At 71.4% G+C, this 23,062-nt stretch carries 21 protein-coding genes and 1 tRNA gene; 6 read left to right on the forward strand and 16 right to left on the reverse strand.

What is annotated here, in order from left to right; genetic code table 11:
- Positions 1-9 precede the first annotated feature (9 nt).
- From QT196_RS01085 to QT196_RS01110, 6 genes are all read right to left on the reverse strand, one after another.
- Complete coding sequence (locus tag QT196_RS01085; protein WP_168476505.1) at positions 10-687, reverse strand: CmcI family methyltransferase; 678 nt, start codon at positions 685-687, stop codon at positions 10-12.
- Positions 684-1,625: a TauD/TfdA family dioxygenase gene (locus tag QT196_RS01090; RefSeq protein ID WP_290354132.1), complete on the reverse strand. Its 942-nt coding sequence runs from the start codon at positions 1,623-1,625 to the stop codon at positions 684-686. The genes QT196_RS01085 and QT196_RS01090 overlap by 4 nt, the downstream gene beginning before the upstream one ends.
- Positions 1,622-3,193, reverse strand: coding sequence for an AMP-binding protein (locus QT196_RS01095; RefSeq protein ID WP_168476507.1), 1,572 nt, complete (start codon positions 3,191-3,193; stop codon positions 1,622-1,624). Before QT196_RS01095 ends, QT196_RS01090 begins: the two co-directional genes overlap by 4 nt.
- Complete coding sequence (locus QT196_RS01100) at positions 3,180-3,830, reverse strand: thermostable hemolysin (RefSeq protein WP_168476508.1); 651 nt, start codon at positions 3,828-3,830, stop codon at positions 3,180-3,182. Before QT196_RS01100 ends, QT196_RS01095 begins: the two co-directional genes overlap by 14 nt.
- Before the next feature lie 29 nt (positions 3,831-3,859).
- Positions 3,860-4,864: a methyltransferase gene (locus tag QT196_RS01105; protein ID WP_168476509.1), complete on the reverse strand. Its 1,005-nt coding sequence runs from the start codon at positions 4,862-4,864 to the stop codon at positions 3,860-3,862.
- A gap of 893 nt (positions 4,865-5,757) precedes the next feature.
- The gene (locus tag QT196_RS01110; RefSeq protein WP_085926886.1) at positions 5,758-6,369 is read right to left on the reverse strand and encodes a flavodoxin family protein; all 612 of its coding nucleotides are present in this window, start codon (positions 6,367-6,369) and stop codon (positions 5,758-5,760) included.
- A gap of 499 nt (positions 6,370-6,868) precedes the next feature.
- Here QT196_RS01110 and QT196_RS01115 point away from each other — a divergent pair, with 499 nt between their 5' ends.
- Entirely contained in the window at positions 6,869-7,174 is a 306-nt protein-coding gene (locus tag QT196_RS01115; protein WP_266735597.1) for a hypothetical protein, read from the forward strand.
- A 185-nt stretch (positions 7,175-7,359) separates the two neighbouring features.
- Here the strand turns inward: QT196_RS01115 and QT196_RS01120 are convergent, their stop codons facing one another.
- Positions 7,360-7,752 carry a DUF3662 domain-containing protein gene (locus QT196_RS01120; protein WP_323139168.1) on the reverse strand — a complete coding sequence of 131 codons (393 nt, stop codon included), beginning with the start codon at positions 7,750-7,752 and terminating at the stop codon, positions 7,360-7,362.
- Between the two features lie 166 nt (positions 7,753-7,918).
- On the opposite strand from QT196_RS01120, the gene QT196_RS01125 reads away from it, so the two are divergent.
- Together QT196_RS01125 and QT196_RS01130 are read left to right on the forward strand one after the other, a co-directional pair.
- Positions 7,919-8,485 carry a GNAT family N-acetyltransferase gene (locus QT196_RS01125; protein WP_248001551.1) on the forward strand — a complete coding sequence of 189 codons (567 nt, stop codon included), beginning with the start codon at positions 7,919-7,921 and terminating at the stop codon, positions 8,483-8,485.
- 163 nt (positions 8,486-8,648) lie between these two features.
- A complete protein-coding gene (locus QT196_RS01130) occupies positions 8,649-9,080 on the forward strand; it encodes an HIT domain-containing protein (RefSeq protein ID WP_168476513.1) in 432 nt (143 codons plus the stop codon).
- A gap of 34 nt (positions 9,081-9,114) precedes the next feature.
- On the opposite strand, the gene QT196_RS01135 is transcribed toward QT196_RS01130, so the two are convergent.
- From QT196_RS01135 to QT196_RS01175, 9 genes are all read right to left on the reverse strand, one after another.
- Entirely contained in the window at positions 9,115-9,534 is a 420-nt protein-coding gene (locus QT196_RS01135; protein ID WP_168476514.1) for a hypothetical protein, read from the reverse strand.
- Positions 9,531-11,192, reverse strand: coding sequence for a hypothetical protein (locus tag QT196_RS01140; RefSeq protein WP_290354133.1), 1,662 nt, complete (start codon positions 11,190-11,192; stop codon positions 9,531-9,533). The genes QT196_RS01135 and QT196_RS01140 overlap by 4 nt, the downstream gene beginning before the upstream one ends.
- 15 nt (positions 11,193-11,207) lie before the next feature.
- Positions 11,208-12,473, reverse strand: a complete 1,266-nt coding sequence (locus QT196_RS01145) for an OmpA family protein (protein WP_290354134.1) — start codon at positions 12,471-12,473, stop codon at positions 11,208-11,210.
- Positions 12,470-13,372: a hypothetical protein gene (locus QT196_RS01150; protein WP_168476517.1), complete on the reverse strand. Its 903-nt coding sequence runs from the start codon at positions 13,370-13,372 to the stop codon at positions 12,470-12,472. The genes QT196_RS01145 and QT196_RS01150 overlap by 4 nt, the downstream gene beginning before the upstream one ends.
- A 29-nt stretch (positions 13,373-13,401) precedes the next feature.
- Entirely contained in the window at positions 13,402-15,705 is a 2,304-nt protein-coding gene (locus QT196_RS01155; protein WP_266735590.1) for a hypothetical protein, read from the reverse strand.
- Positions 15,702-16,337 (reverse strand): toll/interleukin-1 receptor domain-containing protein, encoded by a 636-nt coding sequence (locus QT196_RS01160; protein ID WP_290354135.1) that lies wholly within the window; start codon positions 16,335-16,337, stop codon positions 15,702-15,704. The genes QT196_RS01155 and QT196_RS01160 overlap by 4 nt, the downstream gene beginning before the upstream one ends.
- A 231-nt stretch (positions 16,338-16,568) precedes the next feature.
- Positions 16,569-17,867 (reverse strand): helix-turn-helix transcriptional regulator, encoded by a 1,299-nt coding sequence (locus QT196_RS01165; RefSeq protein ID WP_290354136.1) that lies wholly within the window; start codon positions 17,865-17,867, stop codon positions 16,569-16,571.
- Positions 17,868-18,131: 264 nt separating this feature from the next.
- Complete coding sequence (locus QT196_RS01170) at positions 18,132-18,278, reverse strand: hypothetical protein (protein WP_168476521.1); 147 nt, start codon at positions 18,276-18,278, stop codon at positions 18,132-18,134.
- A 77-nt stretch (positions 18,279-18,355) separates the two neighbouring features.
- The gene (locus QT196_RS01175) at positions 18,356-18,982 is read right to left on the reverse strand and encodes a hypothetical protein (protein ID WP_168476522.1); all 627 of its coding nucleotides are present in this window, start codon (positions 18,980-18,982) and stop codon (positions 18,356-18,358) included.
- Positions 18,983-19,120: 138 nt separating this feature from the next.
- On the opposite strand from QT196_RS01175, the gene QT196_RS01180 reads away from it, so the two are divergent.
- From QT196_RS01180 to fabV, 3 genes are all read left to right on the forward strand, one after another.
- Positions 19,121-19,192 (forward strand) — tRNA-Ser (locus QT196_RS01180).
- A gap of 2 nt (positions 19,193-19,194) precedes the next feature.
- Positions 19,195-21,513 carry a hypothetical protein gene (locus tag QT196_RS01185; RefSeq protein WP_290354137.1) on the forward strand — a complete coding sequence of 773 codons (2,319 nt, stop codon included), beginning with the start codon at positions 19,195-19,197 and terminating at the stop codon, positions 21,511-21,513.
- Positions 21,514-21,776: 263 nt separating this feature from the next.
- On the forward strand, positions 21,777-22,985 hold the full coding sequence (gene fabV / locus QT196_RS01190; protein WP_290354138.1) for an enoyl-[acyl-carrier-protein] reductase FabV: 1,209 nt from the start codon (positions 21,777-21,779) through the stop codon (positions 22,983-22,985).
- The last annotated feature ends 77 nt before the right edge of the window (positions 22,986-23,062 follow it).

Raw genomic sequence — 23,062 nt, forward strand, 5'->3', positions numbered from 1 at the left:
GAGCCGGTGTCAGACGGCTTCCTGGAGGCGGACGGAGAATTCGATGCCGTCGCCCAGCGGCAGCTGCTGGGAGAGATAGCCGTTGCCGGCGGTGCGGACATGGTCGGTGAACTCGGGCGGCAGCATCGGCAGGTTGTCGGAGACGACCAGGCCACCGGCGCGCAGTTGCGGTTCGAGCAGCTTGAGGACCGGGAGGTAGAGCTCCTTCCAGCCGTCCAGCAGCAGCAGATCGACCGGCCCGGGGAGGGTGTCGAGCTGCTCCCGGGCGTCGCCGGTCCGGATCTCGGCGAAGTCGGCGAGCCCGGCGCGCTCCAGGTGGCTGCGGGCCCGGTCGGCCTTGCCCGGGTGCAGCTCCGAGCCGATGATGCGGCCGCTGCCGTTGTCGCGCAGGGCGGCCGCCGCGTAGATCGTCGAGGCGCCGAAGGAGGTGCCGAACTCCACGACGAGGGCCGGGCGCAGGCTCCGTACGAGCTGGTAGAGGAAGGTGCCGACCTGCGGGTGTACGGGCAGCGCGGCCTGGGCGCACAGCTCGGCCGCCTCTTGCGCGGTGGGCGGCTGCGGCCAGTCGGCGGCGGTGGCGTAGGCCCGCTTCATGACGTCCGGGTCGTTGCGCTCGGCGGTCCGGGCGATCTCGTCCAGGACGGCGCCCACGCGCGGGTCGGCGAGTCCGGTGGTGGCGGTGGTCATGCCTGTGCCCTCCCGTCCCGCACGGCGGCCAGCAGCGCGGGGTCGAGGTAGCTCTGCGCGTTGTAGATGGTCCGGTCGGTGTCGAGTATCTCGCGCCGGCCGTGCATCACCCGGGTGTTGTCGATCAGCGCCACGTCGCCGTCCTGCCAGTCCAGCTCCTCGGTCAGCTCCTCGGTGAGGCGGCGGAATTCGGTGAGCAGCTCCGCGGGGATCTCCGTGCCGTCGGCGAAGGTGATGTGCGGGGCCTCGTAGTTGTACGAGGGGCCGAAGACGCTGTTGGCCCAGGAGAGCCGGCTGCCGAAGAGCGTGGGGTGGACGGCGCCGACGCGGTAGGCGTAGTGGATGGAGCCGTCGTCGTTGAGCTGGAGGGTGGTGGAGACACTGCCGCCCACCAGGTCCTTCATATCGGCGAAGGTGACGTCGTCAAGCGCTTTGCGGCCTTCCGTCTGGTGGCAGACGAAGGCCTTCCACTTGGGCTCCTCCACCCGGCGGCTGTACATGATGTCCTTGACGCCGAAGACCTCGCGGGCGGTGTCACTCGCCGCGTCCCAGACCCGGTAGCCGTCACAGACGGTGGTCTGGGAGCCGCTGGCGGCGGCCTTCTCGCACAGGAACCACGTCAGGTCGGGGCCGAACGGGCTGTTGCCGTTCTCCAGATGGAGGCCGACGGAGACGGTGCCCGCGTCCACCTTCTGGGCGACCTCGCCGCCGTGGAAGGAGCGCGCCGGGTCGAGGGTGATCCGGCTGGAGTGCGCCTTCACGAAGGAGGTGAACTCCTCCAGGTCCGTGCGGAAGCCCCGGAACAGCAGAAAGCCGGCGTCGGCGAGCAGCCCGGTGACCCATGCGGGGTCCAGTGCACCGAGCGACCGGTCCCCGGTGGGCAGGACGAGCCGGCCGGTGGCGTCCCCGTAGGGCTCGACGTCAGCGATGGTGGTCATGCGTCTGCTCCTTGGTGGTCGTACAGCGTTCCGTTGGACAGGGCGGTACGGATGGCTGCCCGCATGGGCCGTCCGGTGACGGTGAAGAACCGGCGGTAGAGGCGCTCGTCGGCGACGGTGAGGTGCGGCACGGCGATCCGCTCCACCTCGGAGAGGTGCGCTTCGCCGAACTCCCGGACGGCCTTTTCGGCCGCCTCGAGGTCGGTGGACTCCTTGACGAGGAAGAGTCCGTGGAGGACGGTGAGCCCGTCACCGATCACGGCGACGGCGCGGACGAACGGGAGTTGGGCATACTGCGCCTCGACCCACTCGGGCGCCACATTGCGGCCGGCCGCGGTGATGATGACGTTCTTCTTGCGGCCGGTGATGCTGATGAAGCCGTCCTCGTCGATCCGGGCCAGATCGCCGGTACGGAGCCAGCCGTCGGCGTCGAGGACCAGACTGGAGGGGTCGTCGCGCGTGTAGCCGGCGAACAACGAGGTGCTGCTGACCAGGAGTTCACCGTCGTCCGCGGTCCGGACACGGACATGCGGCAGCGGCCGGCCGACGGTGCCCGGCCGGCGCGCGTCCGGGGTGTTCCAGCTGACCACGGAGCTGTTCTCGGACAGTCCGTACCCCTCGTGCACGGGGAGCCCGTGGTCCTCCAGCCGCCGCAGCAGCTCCGGGTGCACGGGCGCCCCGCCGCAGCAGATGAGCGGCGCGCCGGGAGTGCCGAACAGGGCCGGTGCGACCGCGGCTCCGCTCGCCACGGCCTCGTCCGCGGCGGTGGCGAAGGCGTCGACGAGCGCGGGTGTGGCGACCATCGCGGTCGGGCGGGCGGCCGTCACATACGGCAGGACGTCGGCCGGGGCCGCCGCAGCGGTGCCGACCAGGGCCTTGCCGGGCGGCATCAGGACCACGGTCCCGCCGTCGAGCAGGACCATGTAGAGGCCGGTGACCTGCTCGATGAGCAGGCTGAACGGGACGACGGAGAGATAGCGGGAGAAGGCCCCGTCGGGCATCACCGACCGCAGTGAGGTCAGCAATTCGTTCAGGGCCGCCGCCCGGATCCGTACCCCCTTGGGACGTGAGGTCGTCCCGGAGGTGTGGATGATCTTGCATTCCCAGTCCGCTCCCCCGGCGGCGGCCGGCGGCAGTACCAGGGGCGCGGACGGCACGGGCCCGTCCGTGGAGAGCGGCAGCACCGTGCAGTCCGGGTGCAGGACCCGGTCCCTGCCCCACTGGGTCAGCCGCTCCTGCCCGGCGGCGTCCACCACGCACAGATCGGTCTCGGCCAGCAGACCCTCGGCCTGCTCGGCGGAGAAGGCCAGCGGGACCGGCACCTCGGTGGCGCGCGCGGCGATCAGTGCGAGGTCGGCGACCACGTATTCCGGGGTGTTGCCGCAGACCACGCCGATGCGCAGCGGCCGGCCGTCGTGCGCGCCGATCCGCTCGGCGAGCTCCGCGGCCCGGCGCGTCACCTCCTGGTAGCTGAGGGTCCGGGCCGGCGTGCCGTCCTCCCCCAGGACCTCGACCAGCGGACGCGCCGATTCACCGAAGCGGACCAGACTCTGCTCAATGCCCAGCATGGCCGGCCACCTCCATGGCGCTGATGCTCAGTTGGAGATCGGTGACGGAGTAGCGCCCGGTGGCGTCGGAGAACAGCCGGTCCAGGGCGTTCAGCGGGATCACGCCGACCTGAGGCTCCTGGTCGTAGTACGTGCCCCAGCGCGCCGCCTCGTCGGGCGACAGCCGGCGCGGGTCGGCGGGGCCGAACGGCACGAACGAGATGCCCGTTCGGTCCAGCGTCGTGATGAGGCTTTGGGTGACCGTGCACAGGATGTACTCCATGCCCAGGCACCAGGCGATGATCGGGGTGGCTCTGATCAGTTCGCGGCCGACCGAGGCGCGGCGGGTGGCCAGTGCCCCCACCTCCACCACCCGCCTGCGGTCGACCGAGGCTCCGAGACGGGCCAGTGCGGCGTCCTCGACGCCGGTTTCGAGGTACCGCTCGGAGAACAGCTCCTGGTCGCTGCCGAAGGTGAGCCCCGCGCAGGCCAGTGGCGCGCAGGGTTCCTCCGCCGCGCCGCAGGCCGGCCGGGCGACGATGAACGAGTCGGGCCGGGGCGCCACATCGGCGCCGTATGCCTGGGCGTACACCTCACGAGCGAGGTCCGCGGCGTCCAGCCATGAGCTGGTCGACCGGTGTGCCAGATCGATCTGCACGGTGCTCCCCCCTTCCCCGGCTGCCGGCTTTACTTGGTGCCGACGACCAGAGACACGGAAGACGGGAGCGTGATCCGCTCGACGCCCGACAGACCCGCGTCGGTCAGCCAGCCGGAGATCTCCGGCTCGCTGTAGGTACGGTCACCGGAGCAGGCGTACATGGCCAGCGAGAACGCCGCGTTGTGCTCCTCGAGCTGCTCGCCGCGGACATCTTCGAGCACCACGATCCGGCCGCCGGGGCGCAGCGCCTTGGCGGCCCGCGCGACCAGGTCCCGGTTCTCCTCGTCGGTGTGGTTGTGCACGATCTCGAAGAGGAAGACCACGTCGTAGCCGGTGCCGAGGTCGCCGCTGAGGAAGCTGCCGCGCTGGAGGGTGATCCGGTCGGACAGCCCGGCCTTCTCGATCGCGGTGCCGGTGTCGGCGAGCGCCTCGGGCAGGTCGAGGATGGTGGCGGAGAGCTCGGGGTGCCGCTCGCACATGGCCATGGAGTGCAGGCCGTGCGAGCCGCCCAGGTCGAGGAGGCGGCGCGCCCCTTCGGGCAGCGGGACGGCCTCGACGATGGGCTGCACGGTCAGCCGGGACTTGACCCGCATGTACGCGGAGAAGTCCCGCCCGGCCTCGGGGTTGTCGGCCCAGCGGTCCCAGAGGGACTGGGCGGGCTTGCCGTCCCGTACGGCCTGCGGCAGTTCCCACATCACGTTGGTGAGTTCGTACGCCCACAGCAGCGCCGGGGTGAAGTCGTACTCGGCGTTCTTGCCCAGCCAGCGTTCGGCGATCGGGCCGTTGCGGTAGCGCCCGTCCTCCAAGGTCAGCCAGCCGAGGACGGCGGCGACGTCGGCGACCGCGCGGGTGCCGTCCGTGCTCGCACCGATCGCGGCGGCCAGCTCGTCGAGGGTCTTGGGGCCGTCCTCCTCCAGGGTGCGGAAGATGCCGAGCTTGGCGGCGGAGGTGAGCGCCGCATAGCGGATGGTGGAGCCGATCACCTCATCGATCGGGTTGCCCGCCAGTTCGGTGTCGGTGGTGGTCTTGAACATGGCTGATCTCCTCGGGGTGGCAGGGAACGGCCGCACAGAGGGTGCGCGGCCAGGGCACGCCGTGCGCGCGACGGCCGCGGGCACGGTGAAGGTGGTGGGACTGCCGAACGGGGACGAGCTTCAGCCGGCCGGGACCGGTGGGAGCCGATGCGCCCGGGGCGCGCCGGCTCCGGCTGCGCCGCGAGGGCGAGCGGGAGGGGTGCCACGCCATGGCGGCCGTGGTACCTCACTCCGGGGGACGGGCCTCCGGAGTGGCGTTGCTTCGGGCCGCGAGCGAGGCCCGCCGGCGCCGCGCGGTGCCAGGTCGGCACCGGCTGCCGGACCTCACGGCACCGTGGGGCTCTGTCAGGCCCCGGCCGGTGTGCGGCGGAGCGGGAAGCGGACGGTCGACGGCCGGACGAGGAAGGACTCGCGGAGCCCCTGCGGCGACGTCACGGTGTCTCGGGACGTGCTGCCGGACGCGGAGGGCGCCGGGCGGAAACCTCCTGGAGACCGCCCGGGGAGGGCAGCGAGGACCGCCGCTCTCCCCGGCGGCACGCTGCTGACGGCCTGTTCACTCCCCGGGCCGGGTTACGGGGCTCCAGGGCCGCCGGAGGGCGAGCTGCCCCTGGCGGGCTGGAGCCCGAAGACCCCGCGGTGGAGGGCTGCGATACGGAAGGGGCGGGCCGGGTCGCCCGTAGGGGCGCCGGGAGTGAGCCCGGCCATGGTGCCCGCGCCCCCACGACGCGGGCCGGTTCGGGCCCGGCCACCGTCGTCCCGATGCGTTCATGACGGCTGGTCATACCGCGGTGCACCACCCCGGACTGTGCGTCCGCAGGAGACACCGCAGACTCCTGACGGCTGTTCATCGGGTCCCCCCCCCGGTCGCAGCTGCCTCAGTGCGGCTCACCGGGTCAGGCGGACACCTCGTCGAACCCCACGGCCGCGCGTCCCGCCTTGTGGATGTGGGCGGTCTCGGCGATCCGGCGGCCGAGTGCCTCGGCGGTGCGCAGGTCGCTGGCGCACGGGGTGACGTCCGCACCCTCGTCGTTGTTCGACTGGGACATGGCGCCCAGCCAGCTGCCGAGCCGGTTGAGGTCCTCGGGGCTGCCGGAGGAGGTGTTCCAGCCGCCGTACTCGGCGAGGCCGACCCAGACCATGCCGTGCTGGGCGGCGAACAGCGCGATGTCGATCAGCGCGTTGAGCTTGTCGCCCGCCATGTTGCCGCTGTTGGTGAAGCCGCCCGCGATCTTGTTCTTCCAGCGCATGTTGTCGCCCCAGACCTGGCTGGTGGCCTCGACGAACGCGCGGAACACGGCGCTGCTGCCGCCCATGTAGGTCGGCGTACCGAAGATCAGGGCATCGGACTCCTGAAGCACCTCCCACAGCTCGTCGTTCAGCTCGGCGAGGGAGACCAGGCTTACCTGGGTGTCGGGGACCTTCTCCGCGCCGGCCGCGACGGCCGCGGCCTGCTTTGCGGTGTGGCCGTATCCACTGTGATACGCCACCGCAACCTTGATCTGCATACTTCTCCCCCACCCGGGAACGAAACGATGTTTTAGCTTTCACTAAAGCTGTCCAGAAAGCTTTAGGTGCTGGTTACGCTATCCATGCCCGCACTTCCAAGGCAAGCGTCTCCGGCCAACACCCTGAAAAGAACAGGTAAATCCGCAGGTAGGGGCAGCTCGCCCAATCACACCTGTACCTCCCGAAACCTGCGCAACACGCCGGACACCCCGCCATGACGCCCCTTCGGCGCCCACTTCGAGGCGACGGGCGAATCGGGCACCACGACACACTTCCCTACCAGACGCGCAGGATCCGCTCCCAGAGTGCTGACTCACCGTCAAATCTCTTTTCGGCCATGGCACTTCATGGACACGGCGACGATGAGGGCATCCTTCATCAGGTCCCGACGGCAATGTGATGCACATCACATGAAGGGGTGTCATACGTCGAGGGGGCGGCATCCGTGTGGAGGGTGACGGGCCCGCAAGGGGCCCTGACTACGGGGAAGGACAACACATGCGTAATAAGCGAATCCTCAGCACCGCGGTCGCTGCCGCCGCCCTCACGGTCATCGGACTGGGTGGTGCCGCTCAGGCCCACGCCGCCACCGGGGCCGGGGTCGCAGCGCCGGCCGCCGCCTCCGCGCAGCACCGGGTCAAGCCGATGGACGGCCCGCCCGGAACGGTGTGGACCGGCAAGAAGTTCTGGACCCTCGGCGGCTGCCAGGCGGCCGGCACCGACCTGGTCAGCAGCGGCAAGTGGGCCGACCCCTTCTGCGACGGCTCGGGCCTCCAGTACGACCTGTGGGCCCGACCGCTGTAAACCCCGTACGGCTTCCGGTAGTTCACCGGTAGCCGTCGGCAGCAAACCCGAGGAGGCGGCCCGTCCCCGCGCACATCCGCGGTCACGCGGGGGCGGCCGCCCCCTCGGTCACCACGAGCGAAACGGCGGCGGGCCGAGAGCCCGGCGCCGACCGACGGACTCGGCAGGCTCGGCGGGCTTCCTGATCAGGCTCCCCGGGGACCGGCGGCAGCGGCGGGAATGTGGGCGAGGGCCGCGCTCGAAATGCGGTACCGGCCGTTCGGCACCTCGGCCGTGGTGACATGGACGGTGAGCGGGCCCGCCCATTCGTAGCCGCGGTCGACGGCGTGCGCGGCGAGTACATCGGTCAGTTGCCGGCCCACCTCTCCGCCGCGGGCGGCCAGTTCATCGTGCACGTGCTGCGCGAGTTCGACGGTGTAGTCATTGGGTACCAGGACTCGGCTCTGGCTGCACACGATCGCGTGGCCGTCGCATTCCTGCCGGAGGGCATCGAGCAACTGGACCGGGTCGGTGCGGAAGATCTTGGCCACCAGTGCGCTCTCGCAGTCCTCCACCACGCGCTCCCAACGCCTCAACATTCCCATGAGGTTCACCTGCCCCGGAGTCACCGCCACATGCGGACGCGATGCGGCTCCGTGAGCGCCGAAAGCACCGCGGGCGCGCGGCACCGCGCCGGCCCGCCCGGCCGAGGCGAAACCGCTGGCCTCCCTCGTACGGGGCCGTCACAATGGGCGCGTGCCGATCATGACATTCCCGGAGACCGAGACCCCGCCAGCGCTTCGGACACAGGTGGCGGATCTCAGGGACGAGGCGTGGCCGCCGGACTCCGCGTCGGCGCCCGGCACGTTCGCCCATGACCCGGTCTTGCGGCCGGTGTCGATGCTGCTCGTCGACGGTGACACGGTGCTCGCCGCGCTGGACATCCTCGCCAAAGAGATCGTGCACGCCGGACAGCGGTACCGGGCCGCGGGGCTGAGCACGGTCGTGACCCGTGGCACCGCCCGCGGCAAGGGCCACGGCCACCGGCTGGTGACGGCCGCCCGCGCGGCGATGGCCGCCATGGAGCTGGATATCGGCCTGTTCACCTGTGACCGGCCGCTTCAGCCGTTCTACGAGAGCGCGGGCTGGGAGTGGCTGCCCGGTGCGGTGCTCATCGGCGGTACGCCCCAGGCCCCGTTCCCCAGCGACCGGCCGGGCTTCGACAAGGTCACCATGGCCGCCTTCTTCTCGCCCCTGGGCCGGGACCATCGCTCCTCGTTCCCGCACTCCCGGATCGAGCTGTACCCGGGCGAGATCGACAAACTCTGGTGACGACGGCTGCCTGGACAAGGCGGCCGGTGGTGGGCAAAACGGCTGGAACATGGCCAAGTGCCGCATCAGCGGAGCGAAGGGGCGATGATGGGGGCAGCGGATGTGCGCGTCGGCCCGGTCCGGTGACGATCCGACCCGTCCGGCCGGCTCCCGCGGAGGATCGATGGTCAGTTATGGGGAGTTCCGCGAGGTGACCGAGGAGGCTCCGGACGCCCGCCCGCAGCCTTCCCGTACTCCCCGGCGATCCGGGTGCCCCTTCTGCCTCATCGTGTGCGGCCGGGCGCCGGCCACGGTGCTGCGGGAGTGGCCTGACGCCCTCGCCATCCGGCCCCGCCATGGTGGTGTCACCGCCGGGCATGTGCTGGTCATCCCCCGGGTGCATGTCGCCGATGTCGCCGAGGACCCGGTGGTGTCGGCGGCCACCATGCTGCGGGCCGCCGAACTCGCGGCGGAGGCCGGGGACTGCAATGTGATCACCTCACGCGGCCCCGCGGCCACCCAGACCGTCCGCCATCTCCATCTCCACGTCGTCCCGCGCGCCGAGGGCGACGGCCTGCTGCTGCCATGGACCGCCGCCCGGCCCACGGAGACCTGAACCGCGCCTCCCGTGCGCGGAGCATCTGCGGCGGTCAGGCAAGGAAGAGGACCGTCATGGTGTCGATGGCGACCAGGACGCCGTAGGAGAGCAGCATCGTCCGGGAAAGCGCCACCGCCCGCCAGGGCACGGGTCCGCCGTGCTGCTCGGCGTCCATGCTGAACGGTGGCACCACCGGGCTCACACGCCCGGCGACCTTCTCGTAGAGGCTGCGAAACCTCCGTTCCTGGCGGAGGTAGTAGCTGTCGAGCAGCCAGAATCCCGTCGCCAGTCCCACGGCGACCGCGGCCGTCTTCCAGCTCGGCCCGCGGGTGGCGACCGCGATGAAGGCGCCGCTTACGGTCATGGCCCAACTCTTCACCAGGAACGAGGTGTTGGCGTGCCGGGCGATCACCGCCTGGAGGAACTCCAGATGCTTCACTTCCTCCGGGCCGAGGCTCGGCTGCGCGGTCATGAGACCGGGCCTTCGTCCTCGGACGGCCGGGTGCCCGTGTCGGCGTCACCGGGCTCCGCCGTGGGTGCGGCGGTGGCCTGGCCCTCTCCGGACGGTTGACGCGGATCGGCTGTCTCGCCGGAGGCGCCGGGCTCCTCAGGTGCCCGGCGCCCCTCCTCCGGTGCCCGGTCCTCCACAGACCGGTTCTCCTCGGGTGCCCGGACGTCCTCCGCTGCCGCCGGGGCCCCCTCGGGCGTCTGATCCTCGTCTGCCTCGCCTGCCTCGTCGGCACGCGTCGCCCCTGTTCGCTCCCCCGCTTGCTCCACCGGCTGCCCCGGCGAGGCGCGGAACTGTGCGTTCAGGTCGCCGGCGATGCCGTTGAGGCGGTCTTCGAGCTGATCGGGGCCGTAGCGTACAAGCACGGTGTAGACGTGGTCGAGGAGTTCGAGGCGGGCCCGGGGCGGTGTGGGGTGGGCGGGTGCCCGGTCTCCGGTGGGCAGCCGGGTGCCGTTGCGTGCGGAGGCGGGGTAGGGCCAGGCGGGTGCGGTCAGGGGAAGGTCGTAGCTGCCGGCCACACCGGTGCGGGCGCGTTCCTCGACGATGCGGATGCAGGCCTCGTCGAGCGTACGGTGGGCGTCGCTCGCCGCCGCCTCGACCGTGGACCGCAGCCGCCACCAGGTCCCGGTGTGCGCCACCAGGCTGCGCCGGGCCGCGCTCAGCAGCTTTCTGCCCTGCTGCTCCGCGTCGGTGACGTCCCGCCGGGCCTCCTGGTCGCTGTCGGCGCAGGGGTTGTGGGCGAGCACCTTGACCACGATGGCGGCGGTGCTGAGCACCAGGGTGAGGATGACGACGGCGCTCTGGTCCGGCGCCAGATCCACATGCTCACGCACCGCACCGGCCGCGCGCATCCGCGCCCATATTCCGACCATGGTGAGGATGGCCAGGGTGAAGAGGACCGGCCCGGCCGCGTTGGGCCAGGGCAGTTCGCCGGCCTTCCGTCGTTCCGTACGCGGGCTCCTGGGCCAGAGCGCCTCACGCAGCGCCGCGACCGGACCTCGGCGCGTCCGCTCCAGGGTGCGGGCGGTGCGGGTACGCCGCCGGAAGACGGACTCGGCCAGGAGGCTGCCCGCGGCCAGCAGGCAGACGGCGACGCCGAAGCCGGGCAAGTAGGCCAGGTAGTAGCCGGGTTCGGTCTCGCCCAGGCCGAAGAACCGCTGCATCAGGGTGCCGATGAACATCGTGTCGAAGGCCACGCAGCCGACCAGGGTCGGCCACAGCAGCCGTCGCCAGAGCACGGGCCGACGGCGCAGGCTCTCCGGTCCGTCCTCGGCGTGGCGGACGCGCAGTTCTCCGACGCGCTCCTGGGCCTGCTGGGACGACCGGGCGACGACGAACCGCTCGGCCGCTTCGATGGTCGTCCGGGCCTGGTGGAAGGTGTCGGCGACCGCGGTGACCGCGGTGCCGAGCCCGGGCTGCGCCGCGGTCAGCGCGGTGTTGGCATCGGTGAAGGCCCGCATGAGGGCGGCCTGTTCCCGGCTGTCGGTCTGGTCCACGGGCCGGGCGGAGGGCCGCTTCCTGGGGTCCAGTCCGATGAAGGCGGGGTCGCTGCCAGGGCAGTCGACCGCCGACTGATAGCGGGCGGCAGGCCCCGCCCGGTTCTTTCCGTTGGTGGTGTTCATCGCTGCCCGCCGCCCTCACTTCCTGGTGATTTCGATGTCGACGCGCCGGTCGCACTGGAGCTTGTCCTCGGCGGTCATCCGGCCGCCCGCGGTGTGGTCCGGCTTCGGGCAGCCCGTGGGCAGGCCGCGCCCGTGGGCGGTCACCCGCTCCACCCCGAGGCCGGTCAGCACGTCCTTCACCGCGTCCGCGCGTGCCTGCGACAGCCGGTGGTTGTTGTCCGGCCGGCCGCGCGGGTCGACGTAACCGGAGACGACGACCCTGCTGCCGGGGGTGGTACGGGCGCTGACCGCGACATCGTTGAGCAGCGGCAGGGCCTGCGGGCGAACGGTGGACGAGCGGGTGTCGAAGAGCGCCGCGCCCGGGAGTTCGTAGGTCTGCGGGCGGTCCTGCGCGTAGGCGACGGCCGGGTCCTGGGGTGTCTTCTTCCCCGGTTTGCGCCCCTCGGCCGTGCCGATGGCGGTCGGGGCGAGAGTGCAGGAGGTGCCGTGCGCGTCCTTGCGGCCGGCGCCGCACAGCGCGCGCCACAGCTTGCTCAGCCAGGTCCGCTGGGCCGGCATGGGTGCGGGCTGTCCGGTGGCCGGCTGGCCCAGCCCGGCGAGCGTGAGTCGCACTCCGGTCAGGGACGGTGTCTCGTCCCGGGCGGCGCAGACCCGGGTGATGGCCTTGATCTCGCTCCGGTCCCGGAAGGCGGCCGCCCTCAGATCGGCGCAGCCCGTGGTGGACAGCCCGTCGGTCAGAACGAGCAGGCTGCGGCTGCCGGATGCGCCCTCCAGTGAGGACGCTCCGGCCCCGAGGGCCGCGAGGACGTTGCTGCCGCCGCTGCGGGGAACGGCTCGCTCGGCCTTGCCGACCAGCCCGGTCAGGCAGCTGACCGCCTGTTGTTTCCGCGTCTTCTGGTTGATCTCGTTGTTGTTGTCCCTGACCCAGTCGGCCGAGCGGTCCTTGGCGATCCAGCTGATCTGCGCCGAGTCGCCGCTGAAGCTGCCGACCGAGACGGTGTCCTTGCGTGCGACCACCGACCTGAGCAGAGCGGCGATGCTGTGCGCGTAGTCGCGCCCGGCGCCCGGACCGCGTACGGAGGAGGAGGCGTCGACGAGGACGACCGTACGGCCGGTGGTGTCTGCGGGCTGCTTCATCCAGGCGCAGGCGTCCAGGCGGGGTTCCTTGCCGCAGGCGCCGAGGAGACCGGCCAGCAGTGCCGCTCCCAGGGCGCCGGCGAGCGCGGAGGTGCCCCGGCGGCGTCCGGGTATCCGGACCGTGGTGCTGTCTGTGGTGTTCACGGCGCCAGCTCCCCGACGTCGCCCACGGTGTCCACCCAGGAGAAGGGGCTGAGCCCCATCTGACGGCAGAATTCGCTCAGGGCCTTGTCGTAGGCGTTGGCGTACTCGAACAGGCCCACCTGCTCGTGGTGCTTGGTCGCCGCCGTGAGGACGTCGGCGAGCGCCTCGGCGCCGTTGCGGCGGGTGTTCTTGAGTGCCTGCATGACCTTGAAGAAGTCCTCGTCGGCGAGGGCGGCGGCGAAGGGCACCAGGAGCCGCCGCTCGGCCGCGCCGAGGGTGCCGAGGAGCTCCAGTTCGCTCATCACCCGGAGCCAGCGCTCGGTCAGCTCCTGCACCTGGTCCGCCTTGAGTTCGCCGAGGTGGTGCTCCTTCTCCATCCGTACTTCGGCGAGGTGGAAGGGCAGCACATGTTCCCGCAGCGCCGGGTCCATCCGCATGCGTACGGAGGGGCGGCAGCGGATGAGGCCCTTCTCGTCGTGGTAGCACCAGCCGCCGCGCAGTTCCTTGTTGACGGCCTTCTCCGCGGCCACCGGATCGTTGGGATCGCAGGCGCGGGCGACGGACCAGGCGCGGCGCAGCAGCTTGCCGCGGGCCGCCTCCTCGTGCAGCGCCGCGCGCTCCCGCAGGACGTCCAGCGTCATCTCCTGGCTGCTCCAGCGGAAGTGCGGGACGAGTTCGAAGGCGAACACATCGCCGTCGGCCGCCACCGACAGCGTCTCCTCGACCGGCGGCAGCTCCACGGCCACCTCACCCTGGGCCGCCTGCCCGAGTGCCGTGCCGTCCGGGCTCTCCGGGTCGTCGGCAACCTCCGGGGCGCCGGCGGGCCCGGTCTCGTCCTTACGCGTCACCCGGCGCCACCAATTGCGCAGCCTGGTGCGGAGTCCTTTGCGCTCTGTCATGGTCTGTCTCCTCTTCGTACGGGGTGTCGTCAGGACGCGGAGCCGGGTGTGGGCCCGTCCTCGGGGGGCTGGTCCCGGAGCTGGCGAATGGTGCGCGAGTCCGGGTGCCGGCCGGCCCACATGCCGAGGTAGAACCCGGCACGGAGGGAGAGCGGCCGGGCCCAGATGCGCGGGACGAGGACCTCCAGGAAGGCGGCCAGCTCTTTGTCCGCGTCCCCGGCCAGCAGCCAGCGCCGCAGCAGGTCCCAGGCGCGCGTCGAGCTGTCCTGGCCCATCAGGGCGTGGCGCCACAGGCGGACCAGGGCCTCGGCACGGTCCGGATCGGTCATCGCGGTATCGGCCAGGACGGGCCGGTCGCGCCGGTCCGGGCCGACGCCGTAGCGGCTGAGGATCAGCAGGGTGCGGATCGCGTGCTTGGCCAGATGGTCGTTGTCCGAGGCGATCCAGCGGTCCAGTGCGTCGGCGGTCGGGCCCGGCGCGCGGGCGAGGTAGAGCCAGGACATCGAGAAGGCCACCGAGCTGCTGAACGCCAGCTCCGGCCGGGTGCCCAGTTCGCGCAGCGCCCAGAGGGTGTCCGGGACGTCCTGGGCGCCGACCAGGGTGCCGTACGCCCGTGCCGCGCTGTCCTGGTACTCCCACCGGGGGCTGCTCAGCCAGCTGCGGATCTGAGCCCGCACCCGGCCCACCATCCGGGGGTCGTGGGCGGCCATCTCCAGGGCGAGCGCGGCGGACTGCCGGTAGGCCGTGGACTTCCGGGCCCACTGCCGGATCAAGTCCCGGTAGACGCTGTCGAAGTCGTGGCTGAGCAGAATCCCGGCGATGTGCGCGGCCCGTACCCGGATCCGCTCCAGCGGCCCGGCGACCAGCGCCGTCAGCCACTCGCGCAACGGCTCGCGCAGACTGTCGTAGTCGTGCCAGACGATCTCGATGACGGCGTGCATCAGATCTTCGTTCACCAGCCGGGCGCACCGGGGGTTGTCGTCGGTGCGGCCGCCGGACAACGCGTCCCCGGGGGCGCGCATCTCCTGCGGGATCAGCTGGTCCAGCTCCCGCTCGAAGACATGGTTGGTGGGGGCCGGTTCACGGGTCTCGTAGCGCGGCAGCACGGTCGCGCTGAGGACTTCGCCGGCCTCGAAGACATCGGAGAGCGGGAGGCCGTGGAAGAGCGCGTAGGCGATCCGGAACGCCTGGCGGTGCGGGTCCAGCACCGGGCCGTGCGCGGTCTCGGCGGGGACCCGGAGCAGTTGTTTGGCGAGTCGGCGCAGCCGGTCGCGCCACTGACCGATGACGTCGCTGAGGCTGGTGTCCGCGGAGTGGATGTGCTGTGCCAGTAGCTCGGCGAACTCCACGACGCTGCGTACGGACGGGGCCCCGTCGAGGGTGCGCTGCACCTCCTGGGACTCCAGCATCCGGGCGGTGAACTCCGTGGTGTGCTCGGCGGTGCAGTCCTGCTCGGGGCACGCTCCGGGGTGCCCCGCGAGCAGCCGGCGCAGATGTACGGCGAGGACCGGGCCGAGGGCCGGGCGCCGGTGCTCGAAGGCGTGCGGCCGCAGCAGGTCGGGGTCCACCCGGCCCAGCTCACCGAGGATGACGAGGAAGGCGCGGTGTTTGCGGGCGAGATGGCCGAGGGTCTCCAGTGTCGACAGCTTCAGCGGCTGGTCCTCCAGGTCCACCACGAAGCCACCGGGCGTGAGCAGGTCGTCGGCGCGCCGGCACAGCGTCTGGAGGATGCCCGGAGCCTCGCTGTGCAGGATCTTGATCCGGTCGTCGGGGCAGCAGCCGGCGAGCAGGGTCAGTGCCGTGGAATGCCGGCCGCTGCCCGGCTGCCCGGCGAGCACCACCACGTGCTGTGCGGCGAGCCGGGCGGCCATCTGGGGCTGCTGCTCGACGTCCTGGTGGGAGTCCAGCTGTTCGGCGACGGTCAGCGAGGTGACGCCCAGCACCTGGATCTCGACGCCGTTGTCGCCGCCGATGGTCAGCTGCTCGGCGTAGAAGGCGGAGCCGCTGCCGTTGGCGACCGCGCTGCGCTTGAGCTTGTTCAGGGCGTTCTGCTGGCGGGCCTGCTGGTAGCGGGTGAAGTCGCCGCCGTCGCCGGCTTCCCGGCGGGCGGCGGCCCGGACGGTGTCCTGGGCCGACGGCCGGCTGTCGCCGTGCTGGGGTGCTGTGAGGTCGTCCGGGGCGCTCGCACCGGTGGCCTCGGTGCCGTCCGACGCTCCGGCCGGGCTCGGCTCCACGGCTTCGGGCGGTGCCGGTTCCTCCGCGGCGGCAGCGGGCTCCTCGGCCGGCACCTCCGCCGCCGCGTCCTCCGGCCCGGCGTGTTCGGTCTCGCTCACTGTCGGTCTCCGCTCTGTGCGTCGCGGTTCTGGTTCACGGTGGCGTTGCCGGACCCGTTGCTCACGGCGCAGTCGTGATAGGTGGAGTACGCGCCGGGCTGCGGGGCGCCGGGCGCGGGCGGCGCCGGATGCGACTGCGGCCGCGGGTCCGGCTGCGGCTCCGTCCTGCGCACCGGTACGTGGCTGCGCAGGGCCTCCGTGATGACGGGGAGGTCGAGATGCGCGTACGGCACCCGCAGCTGCATGTACTGCCGTTCCGTCAGCTCGGCGATGTCAGCGGGCAGTTGCTCCTTCTTCGGGAGCTCGGCCGAGTCGATCAGCACGGGGATGACGGTCTTGCGCAAGGTGAGGGCGCGCTGGATCTCGTCGTGGACGTAGTCGCCCGGTACGTCGATCCGGCGCCGGCCGTCGGTGTCGCACAGCGAGAGCCAGTTCGGGCCGATCAGCACGAGGAGGACCGCACAGCTTTCGAGGTGGCGCCACAGCTCGGGCGGAAAGTGCACGCCGGGCTGCGTGGTGCGGCGGTCGCGAAAGACGTTCTCCGGCCCGAATACCTCCTTCAATTTCTCGTCGAGCAGGACAGCCGCTGTGGCGCCGTCGCCGGTCCGGTAGTTGATGAATACTCCGGCCATGATTGTTCTGCCTTTCCTCATGCGGACAGCGGTGGATTGCGGCAGCCGGATGCTGTGTCGGTTACTCGGGCTGTCGCGGGCACTGGGGGATGAAGCCGAGATTCACAGGGGTTTCAGGCGTGGTCAACGCGTTGCCCTCGGCCTTTTGGCCGGGCAACGGAACACCACGGATGCGGCGGGAGTGCGGTTCTTCGGGCGGCCTTCTCCGCGGGCGGGCCGGTGGGCGAGAAGTCAGGCCGGAGTTCCCGGACCGGTCCGGTGGGTGTGCAGTCCGATCGCGAGGTGCGGAAGGGTCCGACGGACGGTCGGATTCTTTGGCCAACGATTCAGTGCGCGGCTCAGCCGCAGAAGATCGGCGCGGATGGTGGCCGAGTCGATGAGGGCAACATGAGAGGCGACCAATTCCGCGATCGCACAGGCCTGCTCGATTTCCCCGACGTTCGCCAGTGCAAGCGCCAGCCGGGCGCCAAATCGGGCTCTGGCACGGCGGGATTCCGGCGGAATGGCTTCCAGACCGTCGCCGAGCAAAGTAACGGCTTCGGCCGGGGAACCGAGATCGTGCATGCACCAGCCGGCGACGAAGGCGGTCAGATCCGGCAGATGGATGCTGCCCAGGACCGGGTCCGTACCGTCCGGCGCCACCGTACCGGCCGTCAGCTCCGCGCCGCGGTCGAGCGCCCGCCGGCAGGCGTCACGGTCCCCCACCAGCGCGTGCCCCTGCGCCTCGCGCTGCGCCGCGAGTCCGCGGATACGTACGCTGCGGGCCTGCTGCGCCGCCCGCCGCGCCAGTTGGACGGTGGCCACCGAATCGCCGGTGTACAGGGCCAGTTCCGCGCGCCGGATCAGGGCGTAGGCGGCCAGTTCGTCGTCACCGCCGTCCGCGGCCAGCTGGACCGCCTGTTCGGTCCACCACAGCGAGGCCCCGTCGCTGCCTGCCTCCTGCGCCATCCAGCCGGTGTACTCGGCGAACCGGGAGGCGAGCCGGAGCACCACATCGCGGTGCGCGGGCTGCGCCTGGTGCGCCATGCCCCGCAGTGCGCTGGTGGCCGCGATACAGAGCTGGGCGACCACCGACGGCCCGAAGAGCTGTCCCAGCCGGCGGAACTCGTCGAAGACATTGCGGAAGTAGGGCAATGCCGAATTCGTCTCCCCGCTTTCGAGGAGAGGCGGTGCGAGAGACCAACTCACAATGGTGGTGGGCAGGGCCCCGCCGCCGGATGACGCGGGGTCGAATGCCACGAAGTCGCTCTCCCCGCCGGCCTGCATCCGTAATGTCCAGGGAGTGCCGATATCCGCCTCGGTCATCGGCGCCGCGGGCGTACTGTGCTCGGGTGCGGAAATCAGGCCGCTGAGTTGTCCGTCGGCATGGAGAGCGCTGTCACATAACTGTGCAAGATCGTGACTGGGTGCCTTCACGCCACGCTCGATCTTGCTCAAGTGCCCTTTGGAAAAACAGATCAGGCTCGCCAGTTCTCCCAGCGACAGCCCCGCTTCAATCCTTCGCCGGCGTAACTCCGCCCCGAACCGCACAGGAATCCGCTGCACCCCGCTCGCCCCCCTCGTCGTTCGCGACCGGTGAGGGGAGTGTGCCACGCCTCACACCAACTCTCACAACCCCTTCACGAATTGCTTGCTATCGGTTTCATCACGCTCCGCTTCTGGCGAGGTAAATCGCCTTCCCCGCAGGAAGGACCCCTTGCGCAACGGTCACTTCAAGGCAGCCGCCGGTTCCGCAACGCCGAATCTCCGCCCGACGAGCGGCCCTCCGCACCCCGGACCGGTCGACGATCCGGCTCAGTCACTCCCCACCCGGTGAGGAACGGGGCCGTTCTCCAGAAGGTGGCTGACGCTATGGAAGACGCGCTCCAGCAGCGCTTCGCCGTACGGCAGGAACGGCAGCGGAACGGCACGCCGTCCGGCGGGCGGTGACAGTGCGTCCATGTCTCCAGACCGTAGCCGCAGGGTCTGACAACGCCGCCCGCCCGCCGGACCGCGAACCGCGCGGGCCGGTGCGCGTCCTAGCTGATGAGGTCCTGGGCGCGCAGGTACCCGGCGGGCCGCTCGTGCTCGCCGAACCAGCGGTGGGCGGCGCGGGAACGGGCCGCCTCGATCAGCGCGCCACCGTAGTGGCGGAGGACGAAAGCAGGCAGGCCGATGCGGTAGCGCCGGTCGGATACGCCCGCCACGCCGGACTGCTCCTCGATGAACAGCGGAGCCAGCGCCGGATCCTGCGGTTCCTGCACACCACCGGTGGGGCACAGCTCAAGGCTCACCAGCCGGTGCCCCGAGTTGCCAGTCCCTTGGGGGCACCAGAACAGGCCGACGGCATCCAGTGAGTCCCACGGAATGACCGCATGCGAGGTCTTGTTGCGCCACCACCACACGCCGGTCGTGTCGAATGCCAGGTAGGCGTCGCGGTCGCCCCACACGGCCCACGCCATGAACACCGCGACCGTGCCGAACACCAGGAACCAGATCACCGCGAACACCCAGGTGCCGACGCCGTATCCGTTGACCAGGCAGGCGACTGGCATCGACAGTCCGAGGGCGAGACCGGCAACGGCACCGGGCATGGTCCGGCGCATCCGCTGCTTGCCGAAACGGAACATGGTGGCCTCAGGGGCAGGGGTACGTCCGGTGAGCATGCAGGCACCCTACGAAACGTCGGCGCCCCACTGGACGGCGGCCCCGAGTCCCCGGATCGGGCCGGGAATCCGGGCCCGCGCCCGCCGTCGAAAACCCGTTTGTACGACCGTCAGGGGCCGTCTAGGCTCACGGATCATCGACGTGTAGCTCAGCAGCAGAGCACCGGGCTTGAGACCCGGAGGGCGCGGGGGCGGAACCCGCCACGTCGGCTATGAACGACGACGCTGAGCAGCAGCCCCTCACCCAGGTCCCGTCCTATGCGCGGGACCAGTTGGCGAAAGCCTTCGTCACGGCGCTGACCCACGAGGACACCGATACCCGCCATCGTGCGGAGGACCGGGCCCGCCGCTGGCGCGCAGTCCTGGACGGCCTGGCCGAGGGCTCGTTGACGGTCGGTTCGCGCACCCCGGTGGCCGGTCTTCCGGCCTGGGTGACCCCCGAGGTCGTCCGGGGTGGCTTCGCCACCGGTGCGGCGAGCGCCGGCGGGCCGCTCCAGCCGTACGAGAAGGAGGCGGCACGGCGGGCAGGCGTCAAGGCCGACCGCCGGGCGCTCTTCGCACACGCACTGACCGAGGCCGGGCTGGCCGACCTGTGCGCGCTCCTGGACACCGGGCGCTATGAGGTGTCGGTGCCCGAGGAGGCCGCGCTGCTCACCGTCGCCTGGCTGGTGCGCTCCGGGCAACTGGCCGAGGCGGCCGAGCTCGTCGAGGCGCTGGGGCCGTTCGCCGACCGGCTGCGGTTCACCCCCCGGCCGTCGGTCGCGCCCGCGCCGGACGCCGCCGCGGTGCACCGCCGCACGGTCGCCGACGCCGGCCGCACCCTGGCGCGACGGCGGCCGCACGCGGCGGTCGAGACCCAGCGGGAAGCGCTCACGGTCTGGCAGCCGTTCGCCGATGAACTGCTGGTCCACTGGCTGGAGACGGCGGAGGGCGAGCAGGTTCTCGCGCGCACGCCGGACGAGGGCTGGCACGAGCGCGGGGCGGCCCTCCTGCGCCGATACCGGCAGCTGGCGATGGCCCACACACACTGCGGAAAGCATCGCGACCCCAAGGAGAACCTGGGCATCCTGCGCGGCACACTGGAGGAGACCGTCGCCGGGCGTCCGCTCGATGCCCGTCGGATCGGTCTGCTGCGGCACGCCGTCGCGTCCATGGTGCGGCGTCGCGGGATACCCGGTTCCGAGCGGCATCTGAAGCTGCGTGCCCGGCAGGCGGCGCAGGGGGCGCTCCCCTCGCACCACGCCCTGGCGCAGCTGGTGCTCCGCAGGCTCGGCGATCTCCCCCAGGACGTGGGCGCGGCCGATGTCGAAGCACTGGTGGTCCCGGTGACGGAGCTCGAGCACCGGGAGACCGGGCTGCCGGCCGGCGCTCCGGTTCCGGCGACGCTCCGCGGGGTCGTCGAGGCGACGCTGAGCGCTCCGCTCGGCACGCTCGTGGAGCGGGGCGTGGTGCCGTCGGCCGAGGTGCTGGCCGAGCTGGTGCCGCAGCTGGTCGCCGCCACTACTGCGCAGGCCTATCCCGACGAGGCCCTGCGCACCCTGATGGCCGCGAACTACCGGGCCTTCCGTAACCGCCGTTCGCTGCTGCTGCTCCATCTGGAGCGGCAGGTACGGATCGAGGAGCTGCCCTGGGTACGGGCGGTGTCCGGGCAGCGGGGCGACGAGGCGGCGCAGGAGGGTGCGCATACCGCGCTGCGGCAGCTGGGTGAGCTGGCCGTGCAGGGGTTCCCCGGCACGCTGCTTCCCAACCCCCTGGTGCGTGAACTCGGCGTGCTGGCCCGTCAGGCCGACCTGGGTGCTCCGATGGTCGAGGAGCTGGCGGCGGACATCTTCATGGGCACCTTCGCCCCGAAGTTCCGCACGGCCGCGAGGATCGCGGGCGACCTGCTGCGCGGCACGCTTTACGAGCGCTACTACGGGATCGACTACGCGACGCTCCGGAACCTGGCGATCGCCGAGACGGCCGAGGCGCTGACCCGCTCCTACCAGCCGCGCACCTCCCCGCAGTTCGCGCGGCTGTGCGCGGCGCGGGCCGGGTCTCCCGGGCAGGGCTCGGTGGCGGCGAACGGCAAGGTGATCGAGCAGGCGCAGATCCTCACCACACACAATCTGGCGACCCTGGTGCGTCAAGTGGGCATCGCCCCGGAGCCCGGCTGGGAGGATCTGGCCCGTCGCTGCTTTCGTACGGTCTGCCGGCTGACGGCCCGGGTACACCACAACCCCCGCCCCTTGGCGACGATCAAGGACGCGGCGTACGCCTGGCGCCAGCTGATCTTCTTCCTCGCACTGTGCACACCTGCCGAGCAGTCCCGGCTGCTCAGCGGGCTGGACGAGGAGACGGCCCGTCACCCGGCACATGTCGCAGTCCGGCTCGCCCCGGCCCTGGCGGGCCTGCACCTGGTGGCGGCCGGCGGAGGCTTCACGGCAGACGGGACGGCGCTCGGCGGCCGGGCCCGCCGTTTCCTCGGGTGGACCACCGGGGAGCACTGGCTGCGTCGGATTCCGACGACGAGGGACCAGGCGACGGGCTGAGGGGGCGGCTTGTCGGGCCGGGACGTGTACCCGTAGGGGGGTCGGGTTCGGGTACTCGTAGGAATGCGCACCCCGGAGCTCCCTCAAGCGCATTCGGCCGGCCGCACTCACTGCCCGAACTGAGCGAAATCCTCCAACACCGCCCCCTCATTACTGTGACCGCCCAACTGATCATGAAATGGTGCGTGGTCGCAGACTTGCAGGGTGCGGTGCGTGCTCCGGTGCGGGCCGCCGCCTCCGCGACGACCCGAAGGACGTGCCTCATGAGCGAACGAGTCATCACCCCGCGCAGCCGCGGCTTCCTCTTCCTCGACTCCCATCCGGCCGGCTGTGCTCGCCTGGTGCAGGAGATGTGGCAGGCCGTCCCCCCGCCCAGCGAGGTCCCGAGCGACGCGCCGGTGGCGCTCATCGTCGGCTCCTCAGCGGGCTACGGGCTGGCCGCGACGATCGCCGGGCTCGCCCGGGTGGGCATCCGCGGCATCAGCGTCTGCTTCGAGAAGGCCCCCACCGAACGGCGTACCGGCACGGCCGGCTGGTACCGCACCGCCGCCACCGCCGAACTCGCCCACCAACACGGCCACGAGATGGTCTTCCTCAACGGCGACGCCTTCTCCGACGCGATGAAGGACCAGGTCGCGGAGCTGCTGCGGGAGCGTTTCGGCCGCCTGGACCATCTGATCTACTCGGTCGCCGCACCGCGTCGCACCGACCCGGACACCGGTGCCACCTACGCCTCCGCCCTCAAGCCCATCGGCGAGGCGTACCGCACCAAGACCCTCGCCTTCGACAGCGACGGGACGCCGGAGGTCACGGAGGTGGAGACAGCGCCCGCCAGGGATGACGACATCGAGCAGACCGTCGCCGTGATGGGCGGCGTGGACTGGGAGCGCTGGATCGACCACCTCGCCGACCGTGAGCTGCTCGCCGACGGATTCAGCACCGCCGCCCTGTCGTACATCGGCTCGCCGCTGACGGACGGGATCTACCGGCAGGGCACCATCGGCGCCGCGAAGTGCCACCTCGAAGCGACCGCCCGTACGCTCAACGAGCGCCTGGAGAAGCTGGTCGGCGGCCGCGCGGTGACCTCCGTGAACGGGGCCGCGATCACCCAGTCCTCCACCGCCATCCCCGGGATCGCGCTCTATGTGGGCCTGCTGCGCGGTGTCCTCGGCGACGCCATGGTGCCGCCGATCGCCCAGCTGACCAGCCTGTGGGACCAGCTCACCGATGGCCGGCCGCTCGATGTCGACGACGACGGCCGGGTCCGTCTCGACTCGTGGGAGCTCAACAGCGCGGTCCAGGCCGCCGTCACCGAGCGCTGGGACACGGCCGCCACCGACAGCATCACCCGCCTCGCCGACCTCGACTGGTTCCACGCCGAGGTCCAGCGGCTCTACGGCTTCGCGGTACCGGGAATCGACTACTCGGCCCCGACCGCCACCCAGGTCCCCTGGCCGGACGCCGTCTCCTGACTCCGGTGACTCCGATGGCTTCGGCGACTCCGGCGACTCCGGCGACTCCGGGAAGAATGCCGCTCGAACGCCCGGAG

It is taken from the genome of Streptomyces sp. P9-2B-2 (assembly GCF_030406865.1).
Classification (GTDB): domain Bacteria; phylum Actinomycetota; class Actinomycetes; order Streptomycetales; family Streptomycetaceae; genus Streptomyces; species Streptomyces platensis.

Bases quoted from the DNA above. Each gene is read 5' to 3' on its own strand.
- QT196_RS01125 (WP_248001551.1), top strand. From the start codon at position 7,919: ATGACATTCCCGGAGACCGAGACCCCGCCAGCGCTTCGGACACAGGTG.
- QT196_RS01140 (WP_290354133.1), bottom strand. From the start codon at position 11,192: ATGAACACCACCAACGGAAAGAACCGGGCGGGGCCTGCCGCCCGCTAT.
- QT196_RS01185 (WP_290354137.1), top strand. From the start codon at position 19,195: ATGAACGACGACGCTGAGCAGCAGCCCCTCACCCAGGTCCCGTCCTAT.
- QT196_RS01170 (WP_168476521.1), bottom strand. From the start codon at position 18,278: ATGGACGCACTGTCACCGCCCGCCGGACGGCGTGCCGTTCCGCTGCCG.
- QT196_RS01110 (WP_085926886.1), bottom strand. From the start codon at position 6,369: ATGCAGATCAAGGTTGCGGTGGCGTATCACAGTGGATACGGCCACACC.
- QT196_RS01175 (WP_168476522.1), bottom strand. From the start codon at position 18,982: ATGCTCACCGGACGTACCCCTGCCCCTGAGGCCACCATGTTCCGTTTC.
- QT196_RS01150 (WP_168476517.1), bottom strand. From the start codon at position 13,372: ATGACAGAGCGCAAAGGACTCCGCACCAGGCTGCGCAATTGGTGGCGC.
- QT196_RS01130 (WP_168476513.1), top strand. From the start codon at position 8,649: ATGGTCAGTTATGGGGAGTTCCGCGAGGTGACCGAGGAGGCTCCGGAC.
- QT196_RS01090 (WP_290354132.1), bottom strand. From the start codon at position 1,625: ATGACCACCATCGCTGACGTCGAGCCCTACGGGGACGCCACCGGCCGG.
- fabV (WP_290354138.1), top strand. From the start codon at position 21,777: ATGAGCGAACGAGTCATCACCCCGCGCAGCCGCGGCTTCCTCTTCCTC.
- QT196_RS01135 (WP_168476514.1), bottom strand. From the start codon at position 9,534: ATGACCGCGCAGCCGAGCCTCGGCCCGGAGGAAGTGAAGCATCTGGAG.
- QT196_RS01115 (WP_266735597.1), top strand. From the start codon at position 6,869: ATGCGTAATAAGCGAATCCTCAGCACCGCGGTCGCTGCCGCCGCCCTC.
- QT196_RS01105 (WP_168476509.1), bottom strand. From the start codon at position 4,864: ATGTTCAAGACCACCACCGACACCGAACTGGCGGGCAACCCGATCGAT.
- QT196_RS01085 (WP_168476505.1), bottom strand. From the start codon at position 687: ATGACCACCGCCACCACCGGACTCGCCGACCCGCGCGTGGGCGCCGTC.
- QT196_RS01095 (WP_168476507.1), bottom strand. From the start codon at position 3,193: ATGCTGGGCATTGAGCAGAGTCTGGTCCGCTTCGGTGAATCGGCGCGT.
- QT196_RS01120 (WP_323139168.1), bottom strand. From the start codon at position 7,752: ATGTTGAGGCGTTGGGAGCGCGTGGTGGAGGACTGCGAGAGCGCACTG.
- QT196_RS01160 (WP_290354135.1), bottom strand. From the start codon at position 16,337: ATGGCCGGAGTATTCATCAACTACCGGACCGGCGACGGCGCCACAGCG.